This window comes from Mycolicibacter algericus DSM 45454 (assembly GCF_002086455.1).
Classification (GTDB): domain Bacteria; phylum Actinomycetota; class Actinomycetes; order Mycobacteriales; family Mycobacteriaceae; genus Mycobacterium; species Mycobacterium algericum.
In genome coordinates this window covers 116,239-138,777 of record NZ_MVHC01000003.1, presented here as the reverse complement: position 1 = coordinate 138,777, position 22,539 = coordinate 116,239, and the positions used below count along the sequence as shown (strand labels likewise).

20 protein-coding genes and 1 pseudogene are annotated in these 22,539 nt (G+C 68.1%); 10 read left to right on the top strand and 11 right to left on the bottom strand.

The window, feature by feature from the left end; genetic code table 11:
- The first annotated feature begins 24 nt into the window (after positions 1–24).
- The 3 genes from rfbA to BST10_RS04190 all read left to right on the top strand — a co-directional run bounded on the left by rfbA (position 25) and on the right by BST10_RS04190 (position 2,786).
- On the top strand, positions 25–891 hold the full coding sequence (rfbA, locus tag BST10_RS04200) for a glucose-1-phosphate thymidylyltransferase RfbA (protein WP_083036496.1): 867 nt from the start codon (positions 25–27) through the stop codon (positions 889–891).
- Between the two features lie 65 nt (positions 892–956).
- Positions 957–2,459 (top strand): HNH endonuclease signature motif containing protein, encoded by a 1,503-nt coding sequence (locus BST10_RS04195; RefSeq protein ID WP_083036493.1) that lies wholly within the window; start codon positions 957–959, stop codon positions 2,457–2,459.
- A 45-nt stretch (positions 2,460–2,504) separates the two neighbouring features.
- Positions 2,505–2,786, top strand: a complete 282-nt coding sequence (locus tag BST10_RS04190) for an Mtp family mycobacterial-type pilin (protein ID WP_133054400.1) — start codon at positions 2,505–2,507, stop codon at positions 2,784–2,786.
- Here BST10_RS04190 and BST10_RS04185 read toward each other — a convergent pair.
- The 8 genes from BST10_RS04185 to BST10_RS04150 all read right to left on the bottom strand — a co-directional run bounded on the left by BST10_RS04185 (position 2,774) and on the right by BST10_RS04150 (position 11,401).
- Positions 2,774–4,078: a pyridoxal phosphate-dependent aminotransferase gene (locus BST10_RS04185; RefSeq protein WP_083036488.1), complete on the bottom strand. Its 1,305-nt coding sequence runs from the start codon at positions 4,076–4,078 to the stop codon at positions 2,774–2,776. The genes BST10_RS04190 and BST10_RS04185 overlap by 13 nt on opposite strands.
- Positions 4,079–4,142: 64 nt before the next feature.
- Positions 4,143–7,016, bottom strand: a complete 2,874-nt coding sequence (locus BST10_RS04180; protein ID WP_083036734.1) for a (Fe-S)-binding protein — start codon at positions 7,014–7,016, stop codon at positions 4,143–4,145.
- Between the two features lie 225 nt (positions 7,017–7,241).
- Entirely contained in the window at positions 7,242–7,823 is a 582-nt protein-coding gene (locus BST10_RS23185; protein WP_083036487.1) for a hypothetical protein, read from the bottom strand.
- A 67-nt stretch (positions 7,824–7,890) separates the two neighbouring features.
- Entirely contained in the window at positions 7,891–8,262 is a 372-nt protein-coding gene (locus BST10_RS04170) for a DUF3054 domain-containing protein (RefSeq protein WP_013827274.1), read from the bottom strand.
- 22 nt (positions 8,263–8,284) lie between these two features.
- Positions 8,285–8,947: a hypothetical protein gene (locus BST10_RS04165; protein ID WP_083036485.1), complete on the bottom strand. Its 663-nt coding sequence runs from the start codon at positions 8,945–8,947 to the stop codon at positions 8,285–8,287.
- A 47-nt stretch (positions 8,948–8,994) separates the two neighbouring features.
- Positions 8,995–9,570 (bottom strand): hypothetical protein, encoded by a 576-nt coding sequence (locus BST10_RS04160; RefSeq protein ID WP_371869238.1) that lies wholly within the window; start codon positions 9,568–9,570, stop codon positions 8,995–8,997.
- Between the two features lie 134 nt (positions 9,571–9,704).
- Positions 9,705–9,887: a hypothetical protein gene (locus BST10_RS04155; protein WP_083036482.1), complete on the bottom strand. Its 183-nt coding sequence runs from the start codon at positions 9,885–9,887 to the stop codon at positions 9,705–9,707.
- Between the two features lie 32 nt (positions 9,888–9,919).
- Positions 9,920–11,401: an amino acid permease gene (locus BST10_RS04150; protein ID WP_083036480.1), complete on the bottom strand. Its 1,482-nt coding sequence runs from the start codon at positions 11,399–11,401 to the stop codon at positions 9,920–9,922.
- A 57-nt stretch (positions 11,402–11,458) separates the two neighbouring features.
- On the opposite strand from BST10_RS04150, the pseudogene BST10_RS04145 reads away from it, so the two are divergent.
- From BST10_RS04145 to BST10_RS04125, 5 genes and pseudogenes are all read left to right on the top strand, one after another.
- A pseudogene (locus tag BST10_RS04145) lies at positions 11,459–12,037 on the top strand (cytochrome P450); the annotation flags it as partial.
- A gap of 172 nt (positions 12,038–12,209) precedes the next feature.
- On the top strand, positions 12,210–14,057 hold the full coding sequence (gene dnaK / locus BST10_RS04140) for a molecular chaperone DnaK (RefSeq protein WP_083036478.1): 1,848 nt from the start codon (positions 12,210–12,212) through the stop codon (positions 14,055–14,057).
- Entirely contained in the window at positions 14,054–14,683 is a 630-nt protein-coding gene (gene grpE / locus BST10_RS04135; RefSeq protein WP_083036477.1) for a nucleotide exchange factor GrpE, read from the top strand. Before dnaK ends, grpE begins: the two co-directional genes overlap by 4 nt.
- A 23-nt stretch (positions 14,684–14,706) precedes the next feature.
- Positions 14,707–15,909, top strand: a complete 1,203-nt coding sequence (gene dnaJ, locus BST10_RS04130; protein WP_083036476.1) for a molecular chaperone DnaJ — start codon at positions 14,707–14,709, stop codon at positions 15,907–15,909.
- Entirely contained in the window at positions 15,906–16,283 is a 378-nt protein-coding gene (locus tag BST10_RS04125; RefSeq protein WP_083036475.1) for a heat shock protein transcriptional repressor HspR, read from the top strand. The genes dnaJ and BST10_RS04125 overlap by 4 nt, the downstream gene beginning before the upstream one ends.
- 20 nt (positions 16,284–16,303) lie before the next feature.
- Here BST10_RS04125 and BST10_RS04120 read toward each other — a convergent pair whose 3' ends face one another.
- Genes BST10_RS04120 through BST10_RS04110 form a run of 3 tightly spaced genes read right to left on the bottom strand, consistent with a single transcriptional unit; the run spans position 16,304 to position 19,085 of the window.
- Entirely contained in the window at positions 16,304–17,206 is a 903-nt protein-coding gene (locus BST10_RS04120; protein WP_083036732.1) for an aldose 1-epimerase, read from the bottom strand.
- Between the two features lie 2 nt (positions 17,207–17,208).
- Entirely contained in the window at positions 17,209–18,378 is a 1,170-nt protein-coding gene (locus BST10_RS04115) for an FAD-binding oxidoreductase (RefSeq protein WP_083036474.1), read from the bottom strand.
- Positions 18,379–18,413: 35 nt separating this feature from the next.
- Positions 18,414–19,085, bottom strand: coding sequence for a GAP family protein (locus BST10_RS04110; protein ID WP_083036473.1), 672 nt, complete (start codon positions 19,083–19,085; stop codon positions 18,414–18,416).
- Positions 19,086–19,270: 185 nt separating this feature from the next.
- Here BST10_RS04110 and BST10_RS04105 point away from each other — a divergent pair, with 185 nt between their 5' ends.
- Positions 19,271–19,729, top strand: coding sequence for a hypothetical protein (locus BST10_RS04105; RefSeq protein ID WP_083036472.1), 459 nt, complete (start codon positions 19,271–19,273; stop codon positions 19,727–19,729).
- 175 nt (positions 19,730–19,904) lie between these two features.
- Entirely contained in the window at positions 19,905–22,451 is a 2,547-nt protein-coding gene (gene clpB, locus BST10_RS04100; RefSeq protein ID WP_083036471.1) for an ATP-dependent chaperone ClpB, read from the top strand.
- The last annotated feature ends 88 nt before the right edge of the window (positions 22,452–22,539 follow it).

Below are 22,539 nucleotides of genomic sequence, written 5' to 3'. Positions count from 1 at the left end.
CTGATGGCGGTTAGGCTCGACGGCATGCGCGGGATCATCCTGGCCGGTGGCTCGGGCACCCGCTTGTATCCGATCACGATGGGCGTCAGCAAGCAGTTGCTGCCGGTCTATGACAAACCGCTGGTCTACTACCCGCTGTGCACCTTGATGCTGGCGGGTATCCGCGACATCCAGGTGATCACCACCGGCCACGACGCGGCGGCGTTTCATCGATTACTCGGTGACGGAAGCGCATTCGGGGTCGACATCAGTTACGCGGTCCAGGACCAGCCCGACGGGCTGGCGCGGGCGTTCGTCATCGGTGCCGACCACATCGGTGCCGAGTCGGTCGCGCTGGTGTTGGGGGACAACATCTTCTACGGCCCCGGCCTCGGCACCAGCCTGCGTCGGCACCAAGCCGTCTCGGGCGCCGTCATTTTCGCCTACTGGATGGCCGATCCGTCAGCCTATGGCGTCATCGAGTTCAATGCCGACGGCGCGGCGGTGTCGGTGGAGGAGAAACCGGCGACCCCCAAATCCCACTACGCGATACCGGGGCTGTACTTCTACGACAACGACGTCGTCGAGATCGCTAGGGACTTAAAGCCTTCGGCGCGTGGCGAGTACGAAATCACCGACATCAACCAGGCCTACCTCGAGCAGGGCCGGCTCAGTGTCCAGGCGCTGGCCCGCGGCACCGCCTGGCTGGATACTGGGACATTCGACTCGCTGCTGGACGCCGGCGACTACGTGCGCACCATCGAGCGTCGCCAGGGCCTCAAGATCGGCATTCCCGAGGAGGTGGCCTGGCGGATGGGGTTCATCGACGACGACCACCTCGCGGCCCGAGCCGAGACGTTGCGCAAGTCCGGCTACGGCGATTACCTGTCGGGGTTGCTGCAGCGCAAATAGCGAGGTCCCGGCGCGGTCGCCCGGATCTCGTCAAACTGTCGGACCGCGGCGCTACAATCGAAAACATGTTCGATGATCGATTGTTGCAGCCGGAGCAGTTGGCCGAGGCCGACGACGCCGAGCTGGTGACCGCGATCACCGAGTGGGCCCAGGCCGAGGCGGCCGCGGCGGCACGCCGGCTGGCCGCGGTCGGTGAGTTGGTGGCCCGGCGAACCCGAGGGTCCGATGCGGTGAACCGGTCGCGCTGGTCCTGCGACTACTGGGATGCCGCAGCCTCCGAGGTTGCCGCTGCCGAGCAGATCAGCCACGGCATGGCCTCCTCGCAGATGTATCTGGCCTCCGCCTTGCGGGAGCGGCTGCCGAGGGTGGCCGCACTGTTTCTTGACGGGGCGATCAACTCCCGAGTGGTCGCCACGATCGTCTGGCGCACCGCCTTGATCACCAACCCCTACCTGCTGGACGCCGTCGACACCGAACTCGCCGCGATCGCCACCGGCCTCGGGCCGCTGTCGGCGGCCAAAACCGCTGCCGCCATCGACGCCCTGATCGACCGGTATGACCCCGAGGCCATCCGGCGCCAGGAGCGGGAGGCCCGGGGCCGCGGAATCGTCGTCGACACCCGCAACAGCGAAAACGGCACCACCGCCCTGTGGGGCCGGCTGTTTGCCACCGACGCCACCGCCCTCGACCGGCGCCTGACCCAGTTGGCCCACACCGTCTGCGACGACGACCCCCGGACTTTGGCTCAGCGCCGTGCTGATGCCCTCGGCGCCTTGGCTGCCGGAGCTGACAGCCTCGCCTGCGGTTGTGGCAACACCGATTGCCCGGCCAGCGGTGGTACCGATGCCCGGGCGGCCAACGTCACGGTCTATGTCCTTGCCGAACAGGCCGCCCTGGACGCCGCGGCCGATCCGGGATTCGGCAACGGCGACCAATCGCCACCCGCCCCGGCTCCCAAGACACAGGCCCGTCCGGCACGCTCTGGGGCCATCATCGGCGGCGGCACGGTTCCCGCGCCGCTGCTGGCTCGGCTCGTCAACGGTGGCGCCACCGTCAAACCACTCCGGCACCCGGAGGGTCTGCCTGCCGAGCCGCACTATCGGCCGTCTGCGGCCCTGGCGGCTTTCGTCCGGGCCCGCGACCTCGCCTGCCGATTCCCCGGCTGTGACCGGCCCGCCAGCTACTGCGACGTCGACCATGCCATCGCGTACCCGTTCGGCCCGACCCACCCGGCCAATCTGCGTTGCCTATGCCGAAAACATCACTTGCTCAAGACTTTTTGGACCGGCCCGGGTGGCTGGCACGATATCCAGCACCCTGATGGCACCGTGGAGTGGACCAGCCCCACCGGCCACATCTACACCACCCGGCCGGGCAGCAGACTGCTCTTCCCCACGCTGTGCATCCCTATCGGCCAACCATTGGCCACCGCACCACCACCGACGCAGCAAGCGGCCGTTTGCCGCACGCTGATGATGCCAACCCGACGACGCACTCGCGGCCAAGACCGCCGGGCAGCCATCAGGGCCGAGCGTGCGCTCAACCGCAACAGGCCTCCGCCGGCATAGCGCAAGCGGTTCCACGAAGGCGGCGCCGGTGGTAGAAAAGCCCGCATGAGGAACACCACCGGGGTTGCACTAGCGGCAGGTATGGCTACGGCGGCGGTGGGGTTGGCCGCCTTGGGCGCGGTGGGGGTGGCGCAGGCCGAGCCCCGCTACCACTGGTGCCCGGGCGAGCAGTGGAGCGGGTGGATGGGCTTCAACTGGAACACGAACTACTGCCACGACAACCACTATCTCGACAACGTCCCGCACGACCCGGAACATTGGCAGAACGGCGGTACCTACGATCCGAACTGGCCACCGCCGCCGCAACCGCCCTACTACAGCCGGTAGCCCACCAAGAAGTTGCCCAGTCGTTCGATGGCGCCGGACAAGTCGCGGGCCCACGGCAGCGTCACGATGCGCAGATGGTCCGGCGCTGGCCAGTTGAACCCGGTGCCCTGGGTCACCAGGATCTTCTCCTGCAGCAGCAGATCCAAGACCAGCTGCTCGTCGTCCTGGATCGGGTAGACCTCGGGGTCGAGTCGCGGGAACGCGTAGAGCGCACCACTCGGCTTGACGCAGGAGACGCCGGGAATCTCATTGAGCTTGCTCCAGGCCACGTCACGTTGTTCGAGCAGTCGACCGCCCGGCAGTACCAGGTCGTCGATGCTCTGATGGCCGCCCAATGCCACCTGAATAGCGTGCTGCGCCGGCACATTCGGGCACAGCCGCATGTTGGCGAGCAGATTGATGCCCTCCAGGAAACTGGTCGCGTGCTCCTTGGGGCCGGTGATCGCCACCCAGCCGGCCCGGTAACCCGCCACCCGATAGGCCTTCGACAACCCGTTGAAGGTCAGGCACAGCAGATCCGGCGCCAGGGTGGCCATGTTCGTGTGCTCGGCGTCGTCGTAGAGGATCTTGTCGTAGATCTCGTCGGCCAGCAGCAGGAGTTGATGCTTGCGGGCCAACTCGGCGATCTGGCTGAGCACCTCCCGCCCGTAGACGGCACCTGTCGGGTTGTTCGGGTTGATCACCACCAACGCCTTGGTCCGCTCGGTGATCTTCGATTCCATGTCGGCGATGTCGGGTTGCCAGCCCTGGGTCTCGTCGCACAGATAGTGCACCGGCGTCCCACCGGCCAGCGACGTCGACGCTGTCCACAGCGGATAGTCCGGAGCCGGGATCAGCACTTGATCGCCGTTGTCCAGCAGTGCCTGAAGCACCATGCTGATCAGCTCGGAGACCCCGTTGCCCAGATAGACGTCGTCGACGTCGAAGCGGGGGAACCCCTCGACCAGTTCGTAGCGGGTGACCACCGCGCGCCGCGCCGGCAGGATGCCCTGCGAATCCGAATATCCCTGCGCGTGCGGCAACGCCTGGATCATGTCGCGCATGATCACGTCGGGCGCCTCGAACCCGAACGGCGCCGGGTTGCCGATGTTGAGCTTGAGGATGCGGTGCCCCTCGGCCTCCATCCGGGCGGCCTGGGCATGGATCGGACCGCGGATCTCGTAGAGAACGTCCTGCAGTTTGGTCGACTGCGCGAACGTCCGCTGCCGCAGCTGGCTGCCTACGGCAGGCCAGGGCATCTGGTGAGGCAACTGGTGAGCGGTCACGTCGACAATGGTCCCATAGCTGTCCAATCAAAATTTGCCCGAGAAACAAGTTGGGGCCGTATGTGCACCCACACGGCCCCAACTTGTTATCTCAGCGTTTGCCCGGCGGTCGCGCCCCGCGCTGGATTCCCAGGCCCTTCACGGCGGGCTGTTCTTTGGGGGCCTCCGCTGGGGCGGCGGCCTCCGGAGCTGCCGCGGGCTCGGTGGCGGACGAGGCCGGCTCCGCGGCGGTCGATGCGGGCTCAGCGGCCGCAGCGGCCGGTTCCGCAGCTGCCGAGGTTGCCGCGGCGGGCTTCTTGGCGCCCGGCTTGCGGGCACCGGCCGCCATACCCAGGCCCTTGACCGGTGCCGCGGGTGCCGCCGGCGCTTCGGGTGCCGCCGGTTCCGCGGGCGTGGCAGCGGTGGTCGCTTCCGGGGCGGCCGGAGCCGCCGCTGCCTTCTTGGCGCCCGGACGCTTGGCCCCACCGGCCATCCCCAGCCCCTTCACCGGGGCTGCCGGAGCAGCGGGTGCCGCGGTGTCGGCCCCCGAGGCCGCCGATGCCGCTGTGGCCTCGGGGGCCTCGGTGGCCGGCGCGGCCGCCTTCTTGGCCCCCGGGCGCTTGGCCCCACCGGCCATCCCCAGCCCCTTGGCCGGGGCCGCGGTCTTGGCCTCGGCGGCCGGGGCCGCCGGCTTCTCCGCCGTCGCGGTGGCCGCGGCAGCAGGTGCCGCCGCCTCCTTCTTCGGCGCCGTCTTGACGGTCGCAGCGGCCGCCGCCGCAGCGGTGCCCTTCTCCGGCAACGTCACCCCGGACATGTCCAGCGAATCCAGCAGCAGCTGGGCGATGTCACGCACGTCCACGCCGGAACGCCCGGAGGCCTCGATCCGGTCGTCGACGCCGTCACTGATCATCACCCGGCAGAACGGGCAGGCGGTGGCGATGGTCGTGGCACCGGTGGCCAGCGCCTCGTCCACGCGGTCGTGGTTCACCCGCTTGCCGATGTGCTCTTCCATCCACATCCGGGCGCCGCCGGCGCCGCAGCAGAACGAGCGATCGCGGTTACGCGGCATCTCGACCAGATTGGCTCCCGCGGCGGTGACGAGCTCGCGGGGCGGCTCGTACACCTTGTTGTGCCGGCCCAGGAAGCACGGGTCGTGGTAGGTGACGTCGCGCGACATCGGGGTGACCGGGATCAGCTTCTTGTCCCGCACCAGCCGGTTGAGCACCTGGCTGTGGTGCAGCACCGTGTACTCGCTGCCCAGCTGCGGATATTCGCGCGAGATCGTGTTGAAGCAGTGCGGACAGCTGGCGATGATCTTGCGATCGGGTTTCTCCAGGCCGTCGAACAACTCGTTGAGCGTCTCGACGTTCTGGGTTGCCAACTGCTGGAACAGGAACTCGTTGCCGGACCGCCGCGCCGGGTCACCGGTGCAGGTCTCGCCGGTGCCCAGCACCAGGAACTTCACCCCGGCGGCGGCCAGCAGTTCGGCGGTCGCCTTGGTGGTCTTCTTGGCGCGGTCCTCATAGGCGCCCGCGCAGCCCACCCAGAACAGGTACTCGAAGCCGTCGAAGCTCTCGACGTCCTGGCCGTAGACCGGGATGTCGAAGTTGAGTTCGTCGATCCAGGCGGTGCGCTCGCTGGCGTTCTGCCCCCAGGGGTTGCCCTTGTTCTCCAGGTTCTTGAACAGCACGGCCAACTCGGACGGGAACTCAGACTCCACCAGCACCTGGTAGCGGCGCATGTCCAGGATGTGGTCGATGTGCTCGATGTCCACCGGGCACTGCTCGACGCAGGCGCCGCAGTTGGTGCAGGACCACAGCACGTCCGGGTCGATCACGCCGCCCTGTTCGGCGGTGCCGACCAGCGGGCGGGTGGCCTGTTCCGGACCGGAGCCACCGATGCGCTCGAAGCCCTTCTCCGGCACGTGGTGACCTGCCAGCGGTTTCGCGTCGGTCAGGTCGATGTCCATGTCCGGCGCGTCTTTGGTGCCGAGCAGGTAGGGCGCCTTGGCCATCCAGTGGTCACGCAGGTCCATGATCAACAACTTGGGGCTCAACGGCTTGCCGGTGTTCCACGCCGGGCACTGCGACTGGCAGCGGCCACATTCGGTACAGGTGGCGAAGTCGAGCATGCCCTTCCAGGAGAAGTCCTCGATCTTGCCGCGGCCGAAGACCGCGTCCTCCGGCGGGTCGTCGAAGTTCAGCGCCTCGCCCTCGTACTCGATCGGCAGCAGCGGGCCGAGGCCGTCGGGCAGCCGCTTGAAGGTGACGTTGATCGGGGCCAGGAAGATATGCAGGTGCTTGGAGTGCAGCACGATGATCAAGAACGCCAGCGCCACACCGATGTGCAGCAGCAGCGAGGCGGTCTCGATGGTCTCGTTCGCGGCGAGCCCCAACGGCTCCATGATCTTGCCCATCAGCTGCGACAGGTAGGCGCCGTTGCCGTAGGGCAGGCTGCCGGTGTTGACCGCGGCGCCGCGCAGCAGCAGGAAGGTCCACACCACGTTGAGGATCATGACCAGGATCAGCCAGGCGCCACCGTTGTGCGAGCCGTAGAACCTCGATTCCCGGCCCATCTCGCGCGGGTTGCGGATGATGCGGATGATCATGAACGCGAAGATCGACAGCGTGACCGCGGTGATGAAGAAGTCCTGCAGGAAGCCGAGCGCGTCCCAATGGCCGATGACCGGGATGGCGAAGTCGTGTTTGAACAGCTGGCCGTAGGCCTCGATGTAGACGGTCAGCAGCACGATGAACGCCCACATGGTGAAGAAGTGAGCGATGCCCGGAATCGACCACTTCAGCAGCTTGGCCTGGCCGGCGACCTCACGGACCTGGGTCCACACCCGGGCACCGACGTCGGAGACCCGCTCGGCGCCGACCTTCTGGCCGGACATGACCAGCTTGTACAGCCAGAACACTCGGCGTACGGCGAGAACTGCGACGAGCGCTGTCATGGACAGGCCGACGACCAGCCTGATCATCATCTGGACATTCTCGGTCACGGAGCGCCTCTCTCATCCAGAAGTTACCGGTCAGTAGCTTAACTGAAGTTACTGATGGGTAACTTACCGTCTATCTTGCGCAATACCTGTTCAAGCGCTGCTTGATGCTCGCCCATAGTGCCACCCCGTCCCCGCCCAGCGCGACGCAGGCTGGCCTAACTGTATCGACTTGCGACTGTTCGGAAGGGTTTTCGCGGCAGGGCGGCGCTATTGACCGTCCGTCCCGGCGGTGGTGGTCGGTGGCGCTTCGGTCGTGGTCGGGGGCTGGGTGGTGGTGGGTTGGGTGGTCGTCGGCGCAGTGGTGGTCGGCGCAGTGGTCGTCGTCGGTTCGGTGGTCGTGGTCGTGGTCGTGGGCGTTGGTTCGGTGGTGGTGGTAGTCGGTGGTTCGGTGGTGGTGGTAGCCGGCGGCGGTGACTCTTCCTGACCGGGGGGCGCCGGGGCGACCGGATTCGGGGCGGTCGACTCGCCCGGGGGCGCCACGGTGGAGGTGACCGACGTCGTCGCCGGCGTGGTGTCGCCGGAGTCCTTGTTCACCAGCCGGACCATGCTCCACACCAGCGTGGCGATCAGCAGCGCGGTGAGCACACCCCAGCCGATGAGCGCGAGCGGCCTCAGGTACCAGGGCGCCGGGGGCGGTTCGGCCGGTTCGGACCAGCCGGGCTGCGATCCGGTGGGGTCACGGTACTCGCTGTAGTAACCGGCCGGCTCGTCATATCTGTCGGCCCCGCGATAGTCGTAGTCGGCCATCCGGGTCGGTTCGTCGTTGGGGTCGTCCCGCGTTCGTTCCACGCACACCGATGGTAGGTGCTGCGGCTGACGAAACCCCGCGTCGGCGGCTGACGACTCGCTGTGCCGTCTACCGGGTGGCGCGCCGTCGCGCGACGAGCTCGAACACCGCTCGCCAGCCGAGCAGGAACACGGCGGTCACCGTCGACGCGACCGCGACGAACGACCACGCCACGCCCGTAGCGGTCGCTGCCCGCAACGCCATGCCGACCAGCACCGTCGATATCCAGACGATCACCCCGGTGGGGACAACAGCGGTGGGCCTGCGCCAGCCGCGGGACATCAGCCAGCCCAGCACCGTACCGCTCAGAAATGGCCAGGCCGTAGTTGCCAGGCCGCTGATATCGAGGCCCTCGTCGTGACTGCGGCGCCCCAGCGCGCAGAATACCAGGACGGCCACCACGTCGATGCCGAGCCAGGCCGGATCACGCTGCGGTCGCATGCGGCGAGAGTACCGAGCCGGCCTACCGGTACGGCGGGATGGTGATCACCGTCGGCAGCTCGGGAACCTTGGGCACCGGCGGGATGGTGATCACCGACGGCAGCGACGGCAGGCGCGGTCGGTGGCGATGCGTCTCGCTGGGCGCCGGGGGTTGCCGCGGCGGGGATTGTTGGGGTGGCGCCTGCCGAGGCGGGGGCGGCGCGGCGGTGGTGCTCGAAGCGCTCGGCGGGGTGCTGGTCGGACTTGTCGTGCTGGTCGGACTCGTCGTGCCGGCGGTGGTGCTCGACGAGCTGCCCGCCGGCGCGGTACCGCCGTCCCCCGGGCCGCGGCTGGTCAGCTGGACGATGCCCCAGATCACCAACGCGAGCATCAGCATAATGAGTCCGAACCAGGCGGTCAGCACCGACCGTCGGCGAAACCAGGGGGTGGGCGCCGACGCGGCGAAGTCCTCGGTGTCCGGATCGCCGGGAAGCTGCTGTTCGAACGGGTTGTAGGCGGGGTTGTACTGGGTCGGCGCATTGCCGGGCTGGTATCCCGGGTCGCCGGGGTGATGCCTGGGGCCGGCGGGGCCGAACGGCGCCGGCTGGGGGCCGGGCGGCTGCGGCCCGCGTTGCCCGTACTGGGTGGATCGGGTTGGGTCGTCCCCGGGTGTGCCGGAGCCGTGTGAAGATCCGAAGCGCGCCATTCCAGCGATCGTAACGGAAAGCGGTGGCTGCTGAGCTGGGCCAGAGGTCAGAACGTCTCGACGTTGTCGATGCTGACGAACATGCCGTGACCGGTGCGGTCGTTGGTGAATCGGGTGCCCTCGACGTCGGCGTCGATCTTCCAGCCCTCGGCCTGGTAGGTCAGGTAGTCGATGGTGACGACCGGGATGTCGCCGAGGTTGCCGAGCACCCACTGCACGGTGCCGTCGGAACTGACGCTGACACCGTTGGCATGCTCACCGCCCTTGAGCGGGCTGTTGGTGAACTCGGCTTCGCAGTCGACCTGCCGTGTCGAGATCTGGCACCGGGTCCGCCCGGACTTCGTCTCGATGAAGACATAACCGTTCTCGTCCGGCGGTAGGGCGATGGCGTCGCCGGGCTTGCCCGGGCTGCTCGACGACGGCGGCGCGGCGGGCGTCGAGGTGCTCGGCGGGGCGGTGGTGGGGCGGGGTGTCCGCAACGACGGCTCCGGTGGCCCGCTGCCGCCGGGCGCCGCGGTCGGGTTGCCGTCGACGGTGGTACTGCAGCCGGCCAGCAGCAGCGCGGCCGCCAGCACCAGTTGCCGGCTGAACGCCTTGGTTCTCGCCTGATCCGGTACCCGCACGCAGTCCCCCGCCGACATCGATTGGGCCACAGCCTACGCACCCTGTGACGTGAGTGGCTGCAGTGACGCGCGGTTCCGAACGTCGGGCACCGACGGGTCGGCGGCTGCGAGAAATCCGGCTGCGAGAAATCCGCCTACGAGAAATCCCGGAATGCCAACACGCCCCCGGCGACCGCCGTGACCGCAGCGAGCGCGTAGCCGAGCGCCGACCACCAGCCCCCGTGCAGGTAGGCCGTGACGGCGACGATCGCAATGGCGCAGAAGACCAGCACCATCCCGTACAGCGGAGGCTTGGCTGCGTACCGGTTGCCGGGCATGTGGTTTCGGCCTCCTACTCGTCCTGCTCGTCCTACTCGTCCGTTTCGGCTTGCGCGGCCACCGCAGGCGGTTGCTCGCCGGTGTCGGTGGGGGGCACGGCCGCGGCCGTCACCCGGTTACGCACCAGGTACCAGCCGGCTACCAGGCCCGGTCCGCCGACCAGCACCGCGGTGCGGATCCAGACGCCGTATTCGGGGTCGAACATCATCAGCACCACCACGGCGGCCAGGAAGGCCAGCGTGACGTAGCCGCTGTAGGGCGCCAGTGGCATCCGGAAGGCCGGCCGCTGCAGATCGCTTCGCTTGGTCAACGAGAAGAACCGCAGCTGGCAGGCGACGATCGTCGCCCATGCCGTGATCACGCCCAAGGCGGCGATGTTGAGCACGATCTCGAAGGCGTGCTCCGGTACGACGGCGTTCAGCGCGACCCCAAACAGGCCGATCGCGCCGGTCAGCAGGATGCCCCCGTAGGGCACACCGTTTCCGGACAGCGGTGCGGTGAACTTGGGACCGCTGCCGTTGACGGCCATCGATCGCAGGATCCGCCCGGTGGAATACAGGCCCGCGTTGAGGCTGGAGAACGCCGCGGTGAGCACCACCAGGTTCATCAGGCCGCCGGCACCGTTGAACCCGATCTTGGCGAAGAACGTCACGAACGGGCTCTCGCCGTGCTTGTAGGCGGTGTAGGGCAGCAGCAGCGCCAGCAGCACTACCGAGCCGACGTAGAAGATCGCGATCCGGGCCACCACCGAGTTGATCGCCCGCGGCATGATCTTCTCCGGCTCGGCGGTCTCACCGGCGGCGGTGCCGACCAGTTCGACCGCGGCGTAGGAGAACACCACACCCGAGGTGACCAGCACCAGGGGCAGTAGTCCGGTCGGCAGGAACCCGCCGTTGTCGACCCATAGGTGCAGGCCGGTGGACTGGCCGTCGACCTGAAAGCGGCCGCCCAGAAAGACGGTCCCGACGATCAGGAAGGTCACCAGGGCCACCACCTTGATCAGCGCGGCCCAGAACTCCAGCTCGCCGAAGAGCTTCACCGAGATCAGGTTCATCGACACCACCGACACCAGTGCGATCAGTGCCAGCACCCACTGTGGAACGACGTGGAACACGCCCCAGTAGTGGAAGTACGTCGCGATCGCGGTGGTATCGACGATCCCGGTCATCGACCAGTTGAGGAAGTACAGCCAGCCGGCGACGAATGCTGTTTTCTCCCCGAAGAATTCGCGGGCATACGACACGAACGACCCCGAGGTGGGGCGGTGCACCACCAGTTCGCCGAGCGCCCGCAGGATGAAGAACACGAAGATGCCGCAGATTCCGTAGACCAGGAACAGGGCGGGGCCGGCCTCGTGCAGGCGCCGGCCGGCCCCCAGGAACAGCCCGGTGCCGATCGCCCCGCCGATGGCGATCATCTGCACTTGACGAGGGTGGAGATCCTTGTGATAGCCCTCGTCTTCGCGGGCCAGCGCGGCCGGCGGGGCCAGGTGAGGGTCGGGGACCGTGGACATCGGTGCGAGAGTAACTCACCGGGCTGGTCGCAGGCGGCGACGGCGAGCACCGCTGCCCAGCCGGACCTGATCGCCGACTTCGCGGGTCCGTTGCCGGCGCGGATCATCGCCGAGATCCTCGGCATTCCCGAGGAAATGCGGCCGCAGCTGCTCGACCGGGGTGACCGCGGTGCACCGCTGCTCGATATCGGCGTGTCCTGGAAGATATTTCGGCACGCCATGCAATCGCTGCGGGAAAGCGACCGCGATTTCGGCGACCACATCGAACGGTTGCGTGACGAGCCCGGCGACGACATCTTCAGCCAGGTGATCCGCGACGGGGATCTTGACCGACGCGAACTGGGCGTGACGGCGTTGTTGGTCGTCGGCGCGGGATTCGAGACCACCGTCAATCTCATCGGCAACGCGATCGTGCTGTTGCTGCGTCACCGAGACCAGCTGGGCGGTGCCAACCACGACCCCGACGTCTTCGAGGACCCCGGCCGGTTCGACATCACCGGGCCCAACGCCAAAGATCACCTGTCCTTCAGCAGCGGAATCCACGCCTGCCTCGGGGCCAACCTGGCCCGCACGGAAGCCACCATCGCCCTGCGCGCGCTGTTCGAGCGATTTCCCGACCTGGCGCTCGCCGGCGCCTCGGCGCACCCGGCGACCGCCTAGGGGAACAAACCGGGTACCCCGCCCGTTGACCAGATCAACAAGTTGAGTCAATACCACTCAAGTCTGAGTTGACAGCGGGGCTGCGGCAAGCGCATCCTTGAGCGCAGTCCGCTCAGACTAGGGAATCGTCTATCAGGGAGGAACCACAATGGCTCGTGCGGTCGGAATCGACCTCGGGACCACCAACTCTTGCGTCTCGGTGCTGGAGGGCGGCGATCCTGTCGTCGTAGCAAACTCGGAGGGCTCGCGCACCACCCCGTCGGTCGTCGCGTTCGCCCGCAACGGTGAGGTGCTGGTCGGCCAGCCCGCCAAGAACCAGGCGGTCACCAACGTCGACCGCACCATCCGCTCGGTCAAGCGCCACATGGGCACCGACTGGAAAGTCGAGATCGACGGCAAGGACTACACCGCGCAGGAGATCAGCGCCCGGGTGTTGATGAAGCTCAAGCGCGACGCGGAGGCCTACCTCGGTGAGGACATCACCGACGCGGTCATCACCGTGCCCGCCTACTTCAACGACGCCCAGCGCCAGTCCACCAAGGAAGCCGGCCAGATCGCCGGCCTGAATGTACTGCGCATCGTCAACGAGCCCACCGCGGCCGCGTTGGCCTACGGGCTCGACAAGGGCCACAAGGAACAGACCATCCTGGTATTCGACCTCGGTGGCGGCACCTTCGACGTCTCGCTGCTGGAGATCGGCGAGGGCGTGGTCGAGGTGCGGGCGACCTCCGGTGACAACCACCTCGGTGGCGACGACTGGGACGACCGCGTCGTCGACTGGCTGGTCGACAAGTTCAAGGCCACGTCGGGTATCGACCTGACCAAGGACAAGATGGCGATGCAGCGGCTGCGGGAGGCGGCCGAGAAGGCCAAGATCGAGCTGTCGAGCTCGCAGAGCACCTCGATCAACCTGCCCTACATCACCGTCGACGCCGACAAGAACCCGCTGTTCCTCGACGAGCAGCTCACCCGCTCGGAGTTCCAGAAGATCACCCAGGATCTGCTGGACCGTGCCCGCAAGCCGTTCCAGTCGGTGATCAAGGACGCCGGTATCTCGGTGTCGGAGATCGACCACGTGGTGCTGGTGGGTGGTTCCACCCGGATGCCCGCGGTGACCGACCTGGTCAAGGAGCTGACCGGCGGCCAGGAGCCCAACAAGGGCGTCAACCCCGACGAGGTCGTCGCGGTGGGCGCCGCGCTGCAGGCCGGCGTGCTCAAGGGTGAGGTGAAAGACGTTCTGCTGCTTGACGTCACCCCGCTGTCGCTCGGTATCGAGACCAAGGGCGGCGTGATGACCAAGCTGATCGAGCGCAACACCACGATCCCGACCAAGCGGAGTGAGACCTTCACCACCGCCGACGACAACCAGCCGTCGGTGCAGATCCAGGTCTTCCAGGGTGAGCGCGAGATCGCCTCGCACAACAAGCTGCTCGGCTCCTTCGAGCTGACCGGTATCCCGCCGGCCCCGCGCGGTGTCCCGCAGATCGAGGTCACCTTCGACATCGACGCCAACGGCATCGTGCACGTCACCGCCAAGGACAAGGGCACCGGCAAGGAGAACACGATCAAGATCCAGGAGGGCTCCGGCCTGTCCCAGGAGGAGATCGACCGGATGATCAAGGACGCCGAGGCGCACGCCGACGAGGACCGCAAGCGTCGCGAAGAGGCCGACGTGCGCAACCAGGCCGAGTCGCTGGTCTACCAGACCGAGAAGTTCGTCACCGAGCAGCGTGAGGCCGAGGGCGGCTCCAAGGTTCCCGAGGACACCCTGGGCAAGGTCGACGCCGCCATCGGTGAGGCCAAGAAGGCGCTGGAGGGCACCGACATCGGCGCCATCAAGTCGGCGATGGAGAAGTTGGGCGTCGAATCGCAGGCGCTCGGCCAGGCGATCTACGAGGCCACCCAGGCCGAGCAGGCCGCTGAAGCCGGTGCAGCGTCCGGCGGTGACGACGATGTTGTCGACGCCGAAGTGGTCGATGATGGAGACACCAAGTGAGCGAAGGCGATTCACGCGAGCCGGCCCCGGAGAAGATCACCGTGACCGACAAGCGCCGCATCGACCCGGAAACCGGTGAGGTGCGGGCGGGTCCTGCCGGACCGGCTCCAAGCGAGCCGGCACCGGCGGATCCGGTCGTCGATGGTGGCGAGGTCGACCAGGTTGCGGAGCTGACCGCTGACCTGCAGCGGGTACAGGCCGACTTCGCGAACTACCGCAAGCGGGCCTTGCGCGACCAGCAGGGCGTCGCGGACCGGGCCAAGGCCTCGGTGGTGACCGAGCTGCTGCCGATCCTCGACGACCTGGACCGTGCCCGCAGCCACGGCGACCTCGAGGCGGGGCCACTGAAGGCATTGGGCGACAAGCTGACCAGTGTGCTCGACGGGCTGGGATTGGCAGCGTTCGGCGTCGAGGGCGACGAGTTCGATCCGCTGCTGCACGAGGCCGTCCAGCATGAGGGCGACGGAAGCCATTCGGTGATCGGCACCGTGCTGCGGCAGGGTTACAAGCTCGGTGAGCAGGTGCTGCGCCACGCCATGGTCGGCGTGGTCGACACCGTCCCGGACGGTGACCAGGGCAGCAGCGGGGCCGACGCCGACGACGAAGACGGCGGCGACGAGAATTGATCCAGGTGAGGAGGTGACGCGTCATGGCTCAGCGTGAATGGGTCGAGAAGGACTTCTACAAAGAGCTGGGCGTCTCCTCCGACGCCAGTGCCGAGGACGTCAAGCGGGCGGCCCGCCGGTTGCTCGCCGAGAATCATCCGGACCGCAACCCCGGTAACAAGGCGGCCGAAGATCGCTACAAGGCGGTGTCCGAGGCCAAGGAAGTGCTCACCGATCCGGCCAAGCGCAAAGAGTACGACGAGACCCGCCGGCTGTTCGCCGGTGGCGGGTTCGGACGGCGCTTCAACGGCGGCGGTGGCTTCGGCGGCGGCGGCGGCAACTTCGATCGGTTCAGCACCGGCGGCGACGGTAGCGAGTTCAACCTCAACGACCTGTTCGGCGCCGCCGGTCAGACCGGCGGCGCCAACATCGGCGATCTCTTCGGGGGCTTGTTCGGCCGCGGTGCACAGCAGCGGCCCAGCCGGCCGCGGCGCGGCAACGACCTGGAGACCGACTCCGAACTGAGCTTCCTGGAGGCGACCAAGGGCGTCGAGATGCCGTTGCGGCTTACCAGCGCCGCACCGTGCACCAACTGTCACGGCAGTGGCGCGCGACCGGGTACCAGTCCGCGAGTGTGCTCGTCCTGCAACGGATCCGGCGTCATCAACAGCAACCAGGGTGCGTTCGGATTCTCTGAGCCGTGTACCGACTGCCGCGGTAGCGGGTCGATCATCGAGCACCCGTGCTCGGAATGCAGGGGAACCGGGCGGGCGGCCCGCACCCGCACCATCAACGTGCGCATTCCGCCGGGTGTCGAAGACGGCCAACGGATTCGGCTGGCCGGCCAGGGCGAGGCGGGGCTGCGCGGTGCGCCGTCCGGCGATCTGTACGTGACGGTGCGGGTGCGTCCGGACAAGGTCTTCGGACGCGACGGCGACGACCTGACAGTCACCATCCCGGTCAGCTTCTCCGAACTCGCCTTGGGTACCACGCTTTCGGTGCCGACGCTGGACGGCAAGGTCGGCGTGCGGGTGCCGAAGGGCACCGCCGACGGTCGGATCCTGCGAGTGCGCGGACGCGGCGTTCCCAAGCGTGGTGGCGGCAATGGCGACCTGCTGGTCACGGTGAAGGTCGCGGTCCCGCCGAACCTGGAGGGCCACGCCCAGGACGCGCTGGAGGCGTACGCGGCCGCGGAGCGGTCCAGCGGATTCGACCCGCGGGCCGGATGGGCGGGTAACCGATCATGAGTAAATCCGAGAAGAACTCCCGCACCTTCCTGATCTCGGTGGCCGCCGAACTCGCCGGTATGCACGCGCAGACGCTGCGGACCTATGACCGGATCGGTCTGGTCAGTCCGCGCCGCAGCTCCGGCGGCGGGCGCCGCTACTCCGAGCGCGATGTCGACCTGCTGCGTGAGGTGCAGCGGCTCTCGCACGACGAGGGCGTCAACCTGGCCGGTATCAAGCGGATCATCGAGTTGACCAACCAGGTCGAGGCGCTGCAGTCGCGGCTCAAGGAGATGGCGGCCGAGCTGGAGATGTTGCGCGCCAACCAGCGCCGCGAGATCGCGGTGGTGCCCAAAAGCACCGCCGTGGTGGTGTGGAAGCCGCGTAGCTCCTAGCTCCCAACTGGCCCCAGGCCTCAGGCGACTCGGATCGAGAACTGGGCCACGCCGGGCGTTCCCAACCGTGCCACCGGGTAGCCGCCGCGGCGCAGCGCGTCAGTCGGTGCGGCCATCGGTTCGAAGCAGATCACGTCCTCGGTGGCCGGCGCGTAGATCTGTGCCGCCGGATAGCCCGTGTCGAAGTGCACCTCGATGCGTCGGCCACCGCCGGACAGCGCGAACACCGCGCCGGGGGCCACGTCGTCGAAGCCGTCATCAAACACCTTCTCGCCCAACAACTCGGTCGCCGACGGGTAGGGCGCGGTTGCCCCGGTGGGGATACCGCGGGCATCGACGATCCGCGAACGCATCGGCGGCGTGTCGATGCACCACTGCTCCCGGGGCACGCCGGGCAGCTGTAGATACGGGTGGAACCCGAAGCACAGCGGCACCGCCGCCTCGGTGGTGGCGGTGACCGTCGTGCGCACCGTCAGCGTGCGGTCGGCGATCCGGACGGCCAACCTCAGCAGATGCGGAAACGGGAAGGAAGCCAACAGGTCGGGCCGCGAACCGAAGTCGAGCTCGGCGGTCACCATCGACGCCGACTGTTCGGTCACCTGCCAGCCGGGGTCGCCGGCGAGTGTGCCGTGAATCGGAGCGCCATGGGCGTCGGTGTGCACTCCGCCAGATCCCGGGGTGAGCGTGACCTCGGTGTCGCCGACACGGTATCTGTTGCTGCTCAACCGGTTTGCCCACGGATGCAACAGCGGGATGCCCATGGTCTTGTGCTCGGCAACGTAAGCCTGCAGGCCCCGACGAAGGCCCAGTAGCTCCACGCCGCCGTCGGACAGTGAGGTGCCGATCATGCCGGCGCTCGGGACGAACGTCGCCGTGAGCTCCGACGACGGATCACGAAGGGTGCAGTCCTGGAACCGGGGCACGTTCACTCCGATAGCGGGTCGTGTTGAATACGTTGCGCAGGGGCACCTTTGGTGATCAGTGCGGCCGCGGTAGCTCGGGTCATCTCCGAGCCGCCGCAGATCAGGACCTGGCGATCGCTCCAGCTGCCGTAGCGGGTGACCACCTCGGCCAGCCGTCCGGTCTGCCGCACATGCAGGCCCCGCGGCGGGGTCACATCGGGGTAGTCGGCGGCCCAGTCGGGGTCGCGCGCGTACTCCGACACGGGGGTCACCGACAGCCACGGGTTGTGCGCAGCGATCTGCCACAGTGTGGGCAGGTCGTAGAGCTCGCACGGGTACCGCCCACCGAAGAACAGGTGCACGCGCGGATTGACGCCCCATCGGGTCAGATCCATGATGATCGCCCGCAGCGGTGCCAGGCCGGTGCTGCCGGCGATCATCAGCACGTCACCCCCATCTCGGTCGACGTGCAGGCCGCCGTGCGGGCTGGACAGCCGCCAACGGTCACCGGGCCGGGTCTCGTTGACGATCGCGGGGCTGACCAGGCCGCCGGGGACCCCGCGCACGTGGAATTCGATCGCACCGGTCTCGTCGGCCGGGATGGCGGGCGAGAAGTACCGCCACGAGCGCGGGCACTGCGGCACCTCGACTTTGACGTACTGGCCCGGATGGTAGGGCAGCGGGCGGTCCAACTGAATCCGGACGACGGCGAGGTCTCGCGAGACCCGCAGCTGTTCGACGACGGTGCCGTCCCACCAGGCCGGGCCGTCTTCGGCGTCGGCGGCACCGCCCATCACCCCGATGATCAGATTCAGGGACTCGCGGGCGGCGTCCTCGACCGCGGCGGTCCAGTCCTCGGCCAGCTCGTCGCGCAGGGCGGCGTAGAGCACGCGCCCCATGGTGCCGTAATGGTGTTGCGTCACACCGTATTTACGGTGATCTCGGCCGAGTTGCGCCAGAAATGCGACCGGTTCCTGGGCGCGCTGGGCGACGAGTTCGCCGTACACCCAGTTCATCGCCTGGGCAAAGGCGACGCGGATGGCGGTCAGGTCGGCGGGGAAGAGGTCTCGAGCCGACGGGTCGGTGCCGAACCAGCAGGTGAACAGGCGGCCGACGAAGCTGTCGCCGCCGCCGTCGGCGACGGCGAACGCGTTGCGCAGCGCCTGCAGTGCGTCACGGTCGTCTAGGCCCACGGCCGCGATCTTATGCTGACCAGCGGTGATAGCGGCTAGAGCGCGTGAATTCCGTTGTAGGTCACCATCGCACCGATGAGGACCAGGATGACCGCGAGTAGCGCGGCGTGTTGCTGCTCCATCCAGTCCTTGAGCCGGTTGAGTGCCGGATCGAAGCGGTCGCTTGCTGCCAGGTAGCCCACGATCGGGACCACGACCGTGGATGCGGCCACGGCCACGAAGAGCGCGGCCGCCTGCCAGTTGCCCGTGGCCGTCAGCCCGGCGCTGCCGATGGCCAGGCCGGCGGCCGCGCACATGAACAGCACCTCGGGCCGGATCACCGCCAGTGCCACGGCCGTCAGCCCGGCCCGGGGCGCGGTCATGGAGGTGAATGAGCGCATCCAACCCGGCATTTCGCCGTGCCGGTGCCGGGTCGCCCAGCGGTAGCCGCCGAAGGCGATCAGCGCCACGCCGACCACGATCCGCAGCCACGACGCCCAGGTCGGCGGTGTGCTGTTCAGGCCGCCCAGCAGGCCGGATGCGGCGACGAAGGCCGCGGTGAGGGCGGCGAGCCCGGCCAGCCAGCCGGTGAGGAATGACAGCCCGGTCTCGCGCGGGCGAGCGGTGTGCAGCACCAGCACCGCGGGGATGACGGTGATCGGGGAGAGCGCCACCACCAGCGCGAGCGGAATCAACGTGGTCAACAACGAACCCAGGCCGGACGTCATGGCAGCACCGTAGCCGTTCGGCCGACGGGCATCGCCCACGACGGCGGCGAACCGCCCGACACTTGCTATATACCCCTACCGGGTATAGGTTCGCAGCAATACTTCGACGGAAGGCGGATATGCCACCCAGGCCGCAATGTCCTGATCGGCGCCGGCCCGGCTCGGCGACGAGTCGCCGGTTCGGGGTGGCGGGCGTTATCGCCGCACTGGCCTGCACGCTGGGCTGCTGCCTGCCGGCGATCCTGGTGGCACTTGGGGTCGGCGCATCCGGGGCCGCAGGCATGGGCCATGCGGCGCACGGCGCCGGTGAGTCTCGGGGTGCCCTGCTCGACCTGTTGCACCGGGTCAGCCCGGCGCTGCTGATCGCGTCGATCGCGCTGGTCGCCGGCGCATTCGCGATGAGGCGACGCGCGGCGGTGCTGCCCGCGCTGTTGGCCGGGGTCGTGTTGTACCTCAGCGTTCACGGTCAGGCCGATCCCGCCGTGATGTATGCCGGTATGGCGATCGGCTACGGCGTCTGGATCGGCCTCTATTTCTGGACGCGCCGGTCAGCCCAGGCCTGCGAGCACGAGGCGGGTGGCGTAGGCGCCGAGGTCGGCGCTGCTCACCGGGAGCCGCCCATCGACCCGGTCCAGGGTCAGTGAGGTCGATTGCCGCTGCCACGGTCCCGCCGCCCCACCGGCTGTCCTGAGCGCCGCAGCGCAAACCGACCAAATTAGGGTTGAGCGGAACAGACTCAACCTTGACGACGTTGGACAACACGACAAGCATTTTTGGCGAGCCTTCCCAGGCCCGCTCTGACCCCGATATGGAGGTGTCGTGGACTCGTTCAACCCGACCACCAAGACGCAGGCGGCGCTGACCGCGGCGCTGCAGGCGGCCACCGCCGCCGGCAACCCGGAGATCCGGCCCGCACACCTGTTGCAGGCCCTGCTGACCCAGAATGACGGCATCGCCGCGCCGCTGCTGGAGGCGGTCGGCGTGAGCCCCGCGACGATCCGCACCGAGACCGAGAGTCTGCTGCACCGGCTGCCGCAGGCCAGCGGCGCCAGTGCGCAACCGCAGTTGTCCCGCGAATCGCTGGCGGCGATCACCGTCGGCCAGCAGTTGGCCACCGAGATGGACGACGAGTACGTCTCCACCGAACATCTGATGGTGGGGCTGGCCACCGGCGATTCCGACGTCGCCAAACTGCTCACCGGTCACGGTGCCTCGCCGCAGGCGCTGCGGGAGGCGTTCACCAAGGTGCGTGGCAGCGCCCGGGTCACCAGCCCCGACCCCGAGGCCAGCTACCAGGCGCTGGAGAAGTACTCGACCGACCTGACCGCCCGGGCCCGCGAGGGCAAGCTCGACCCGGTGATCGGGCGCGACACCGAGATCCGCCGGGTGGTGCAAGTGCTGTCTCGGCGCACCAAGAACAACCCGGTGCTCATCGGTGAACCCGGCGTCGGCAAGACCGCGATCGTCGAGGGCCTGGCCCAGCGCATCGTCGCTGGCGACGTTCCCGAGAGCCTGCGCGACAAGACCGTGGTCTCGCTGGATCTGGGTTCGATGGTGGCCGGCGCCAAGTATCGCGGCGAGTTCGAGGAACGGCTCAAGGCCGTTCTCGACGAGATCAAGGACGCCGCGGGGCAGGTCATCACCTTCATCGACGAGTTGCACACCATCGTGGGCGCCGGCGCCACCGGCGAGGGCGCGATGGACGCCGGCAACATGATCAAGCCGATGCTGGCCCGCGGCGAGCTGCGGCTGGTCGGCGCGACCACGCTGGAGGAGTACCGCAAGTACATCGAGAAGGACGCCGCGCTGGAGCGCCGCTTCCAGCAGGTCTACGTCGGCGAACCGTCGGCCGAGGACACCATCGGCATCTTGCGCGGGCTCAAGGAGCGCTACGAGGTGCACCACGGTGTGCGGATCACCGACTCGGCGCTGGTCGCCGCGGCCACCCTCTCCGACCGCTACATCACCGCGCGTTTCCTGCCGGACAAGGCCATCGACCTGGTCGACGAGGCCGCCTCCCGGCTGCGGATGGAGATCGACTCCCGGCCCGTCGAGATCGACGAGGTCGAGCGGCTGGTGCGTCGGCTCGAGATCGAAGAGATGGCGCTGAGCAAAGAAGAAGACGACGCGTCGGCGGACCGGCTGGAGAAGCTGCGTGCCGAATTGGCCGACTACAAGGAGAAACTGGCCGAGCTGACCGCCAGGTGGCACAACGAGAAGAACGCCATCGACGTCGTCCGCGAGCTCAAGGAGCAGCTGGAAACCCTACGCGGTGAGTCCGACCGCGCCGAACGCGACGGCGACCTGGCCAAGGCCGCCGAGCTGCGCTACGGGCGCATCCCCGAGGTGGAGAAGAAGCTGGAGGCGGCGCTACCCAAGGCCGAGGCCCGTGAGCAGGTGATGCTCAAGGAGGAGGTCGGTCCCGACGACATCGCCGACGTGGTGAGCGCCTGGACCGGCATCCCGGCCGGGCGGTTGCTGGAAGGCGAGACCGCCAAGCTGCTGCGGATGGAAGACGAACTCGCCAAGCGGGTCGTCGGACAGCGCAAGCCGGTGCAAGCGGTCTCCGACGCGGTGCGGCGCAGCCGGGCCGGGGTCGCCGACCCCAACCGGCCGACCGGTTCGTTCCTGTTCCTGGGCCCCACCGGCGTCGGCAAGACCGAGCTGGCCAAGGCGCTGGCCGACTTCCTCTTCGACGACGAGCGGGCCATGGTCCGCATCGACATGAGCGAGTACGGCGAGAAGCACTCGGTGGCACGGCTGGTCGGGGCGCCTCCCGGCTACATCGGCTACGACCAGGGCGGTCAGCTGACCGAGGCGGTGCGCCGCCGGCCCTACACGGTGGTGCTCTTCGACGAGGTGGAGAAGGCGCACCCGGACGTGTTCGACGTGCTGCTGCAGGTCCTCGACGAGGGCCGGCTCACCGACGGGCAGGGCCGCACCGTCGACTTCCGCAACACCATCCTGATCCTGACCTCCAACCTGGGATCGGGTGGCACCGACGAGGAGGTGATGGCGGCGGTACGGGCGGCGTTCAAGCCGGAGTTCATCAACCGGCTCGACGACGTGCTGATCTTCGAGGGCCTCAACCCCGAGGAACTGGTCCGGATCGTCGACATTCAGCTCGAACAGCTCGACAAGCGGTTGGCGCAGCGCCGGCTGGCACTCGAGGTGTCGTTGCCGGCCAAGAAGTGGCTGGCCGAGCGCGGGTTCGACCCGATCTACGGTGCCCGGCCGCTGCGCCGGTTGATCCAGCAGGCCATCGGCGACCAGTTGGCCAAGCTGCTGCTGGCCGGCGAGGTGCACGATGGTGACACCGTGCCCGTCAACATCAGTCCCGACGGCGACGCGCTGATCCTGGGCTGACAACGACACCGAATAGGCACAGGTCCCCCGAACCGGGTTCGGGGGACCTGTGTCTGTTGCGGGGTGGACTCTCCGGATGCGATGACGA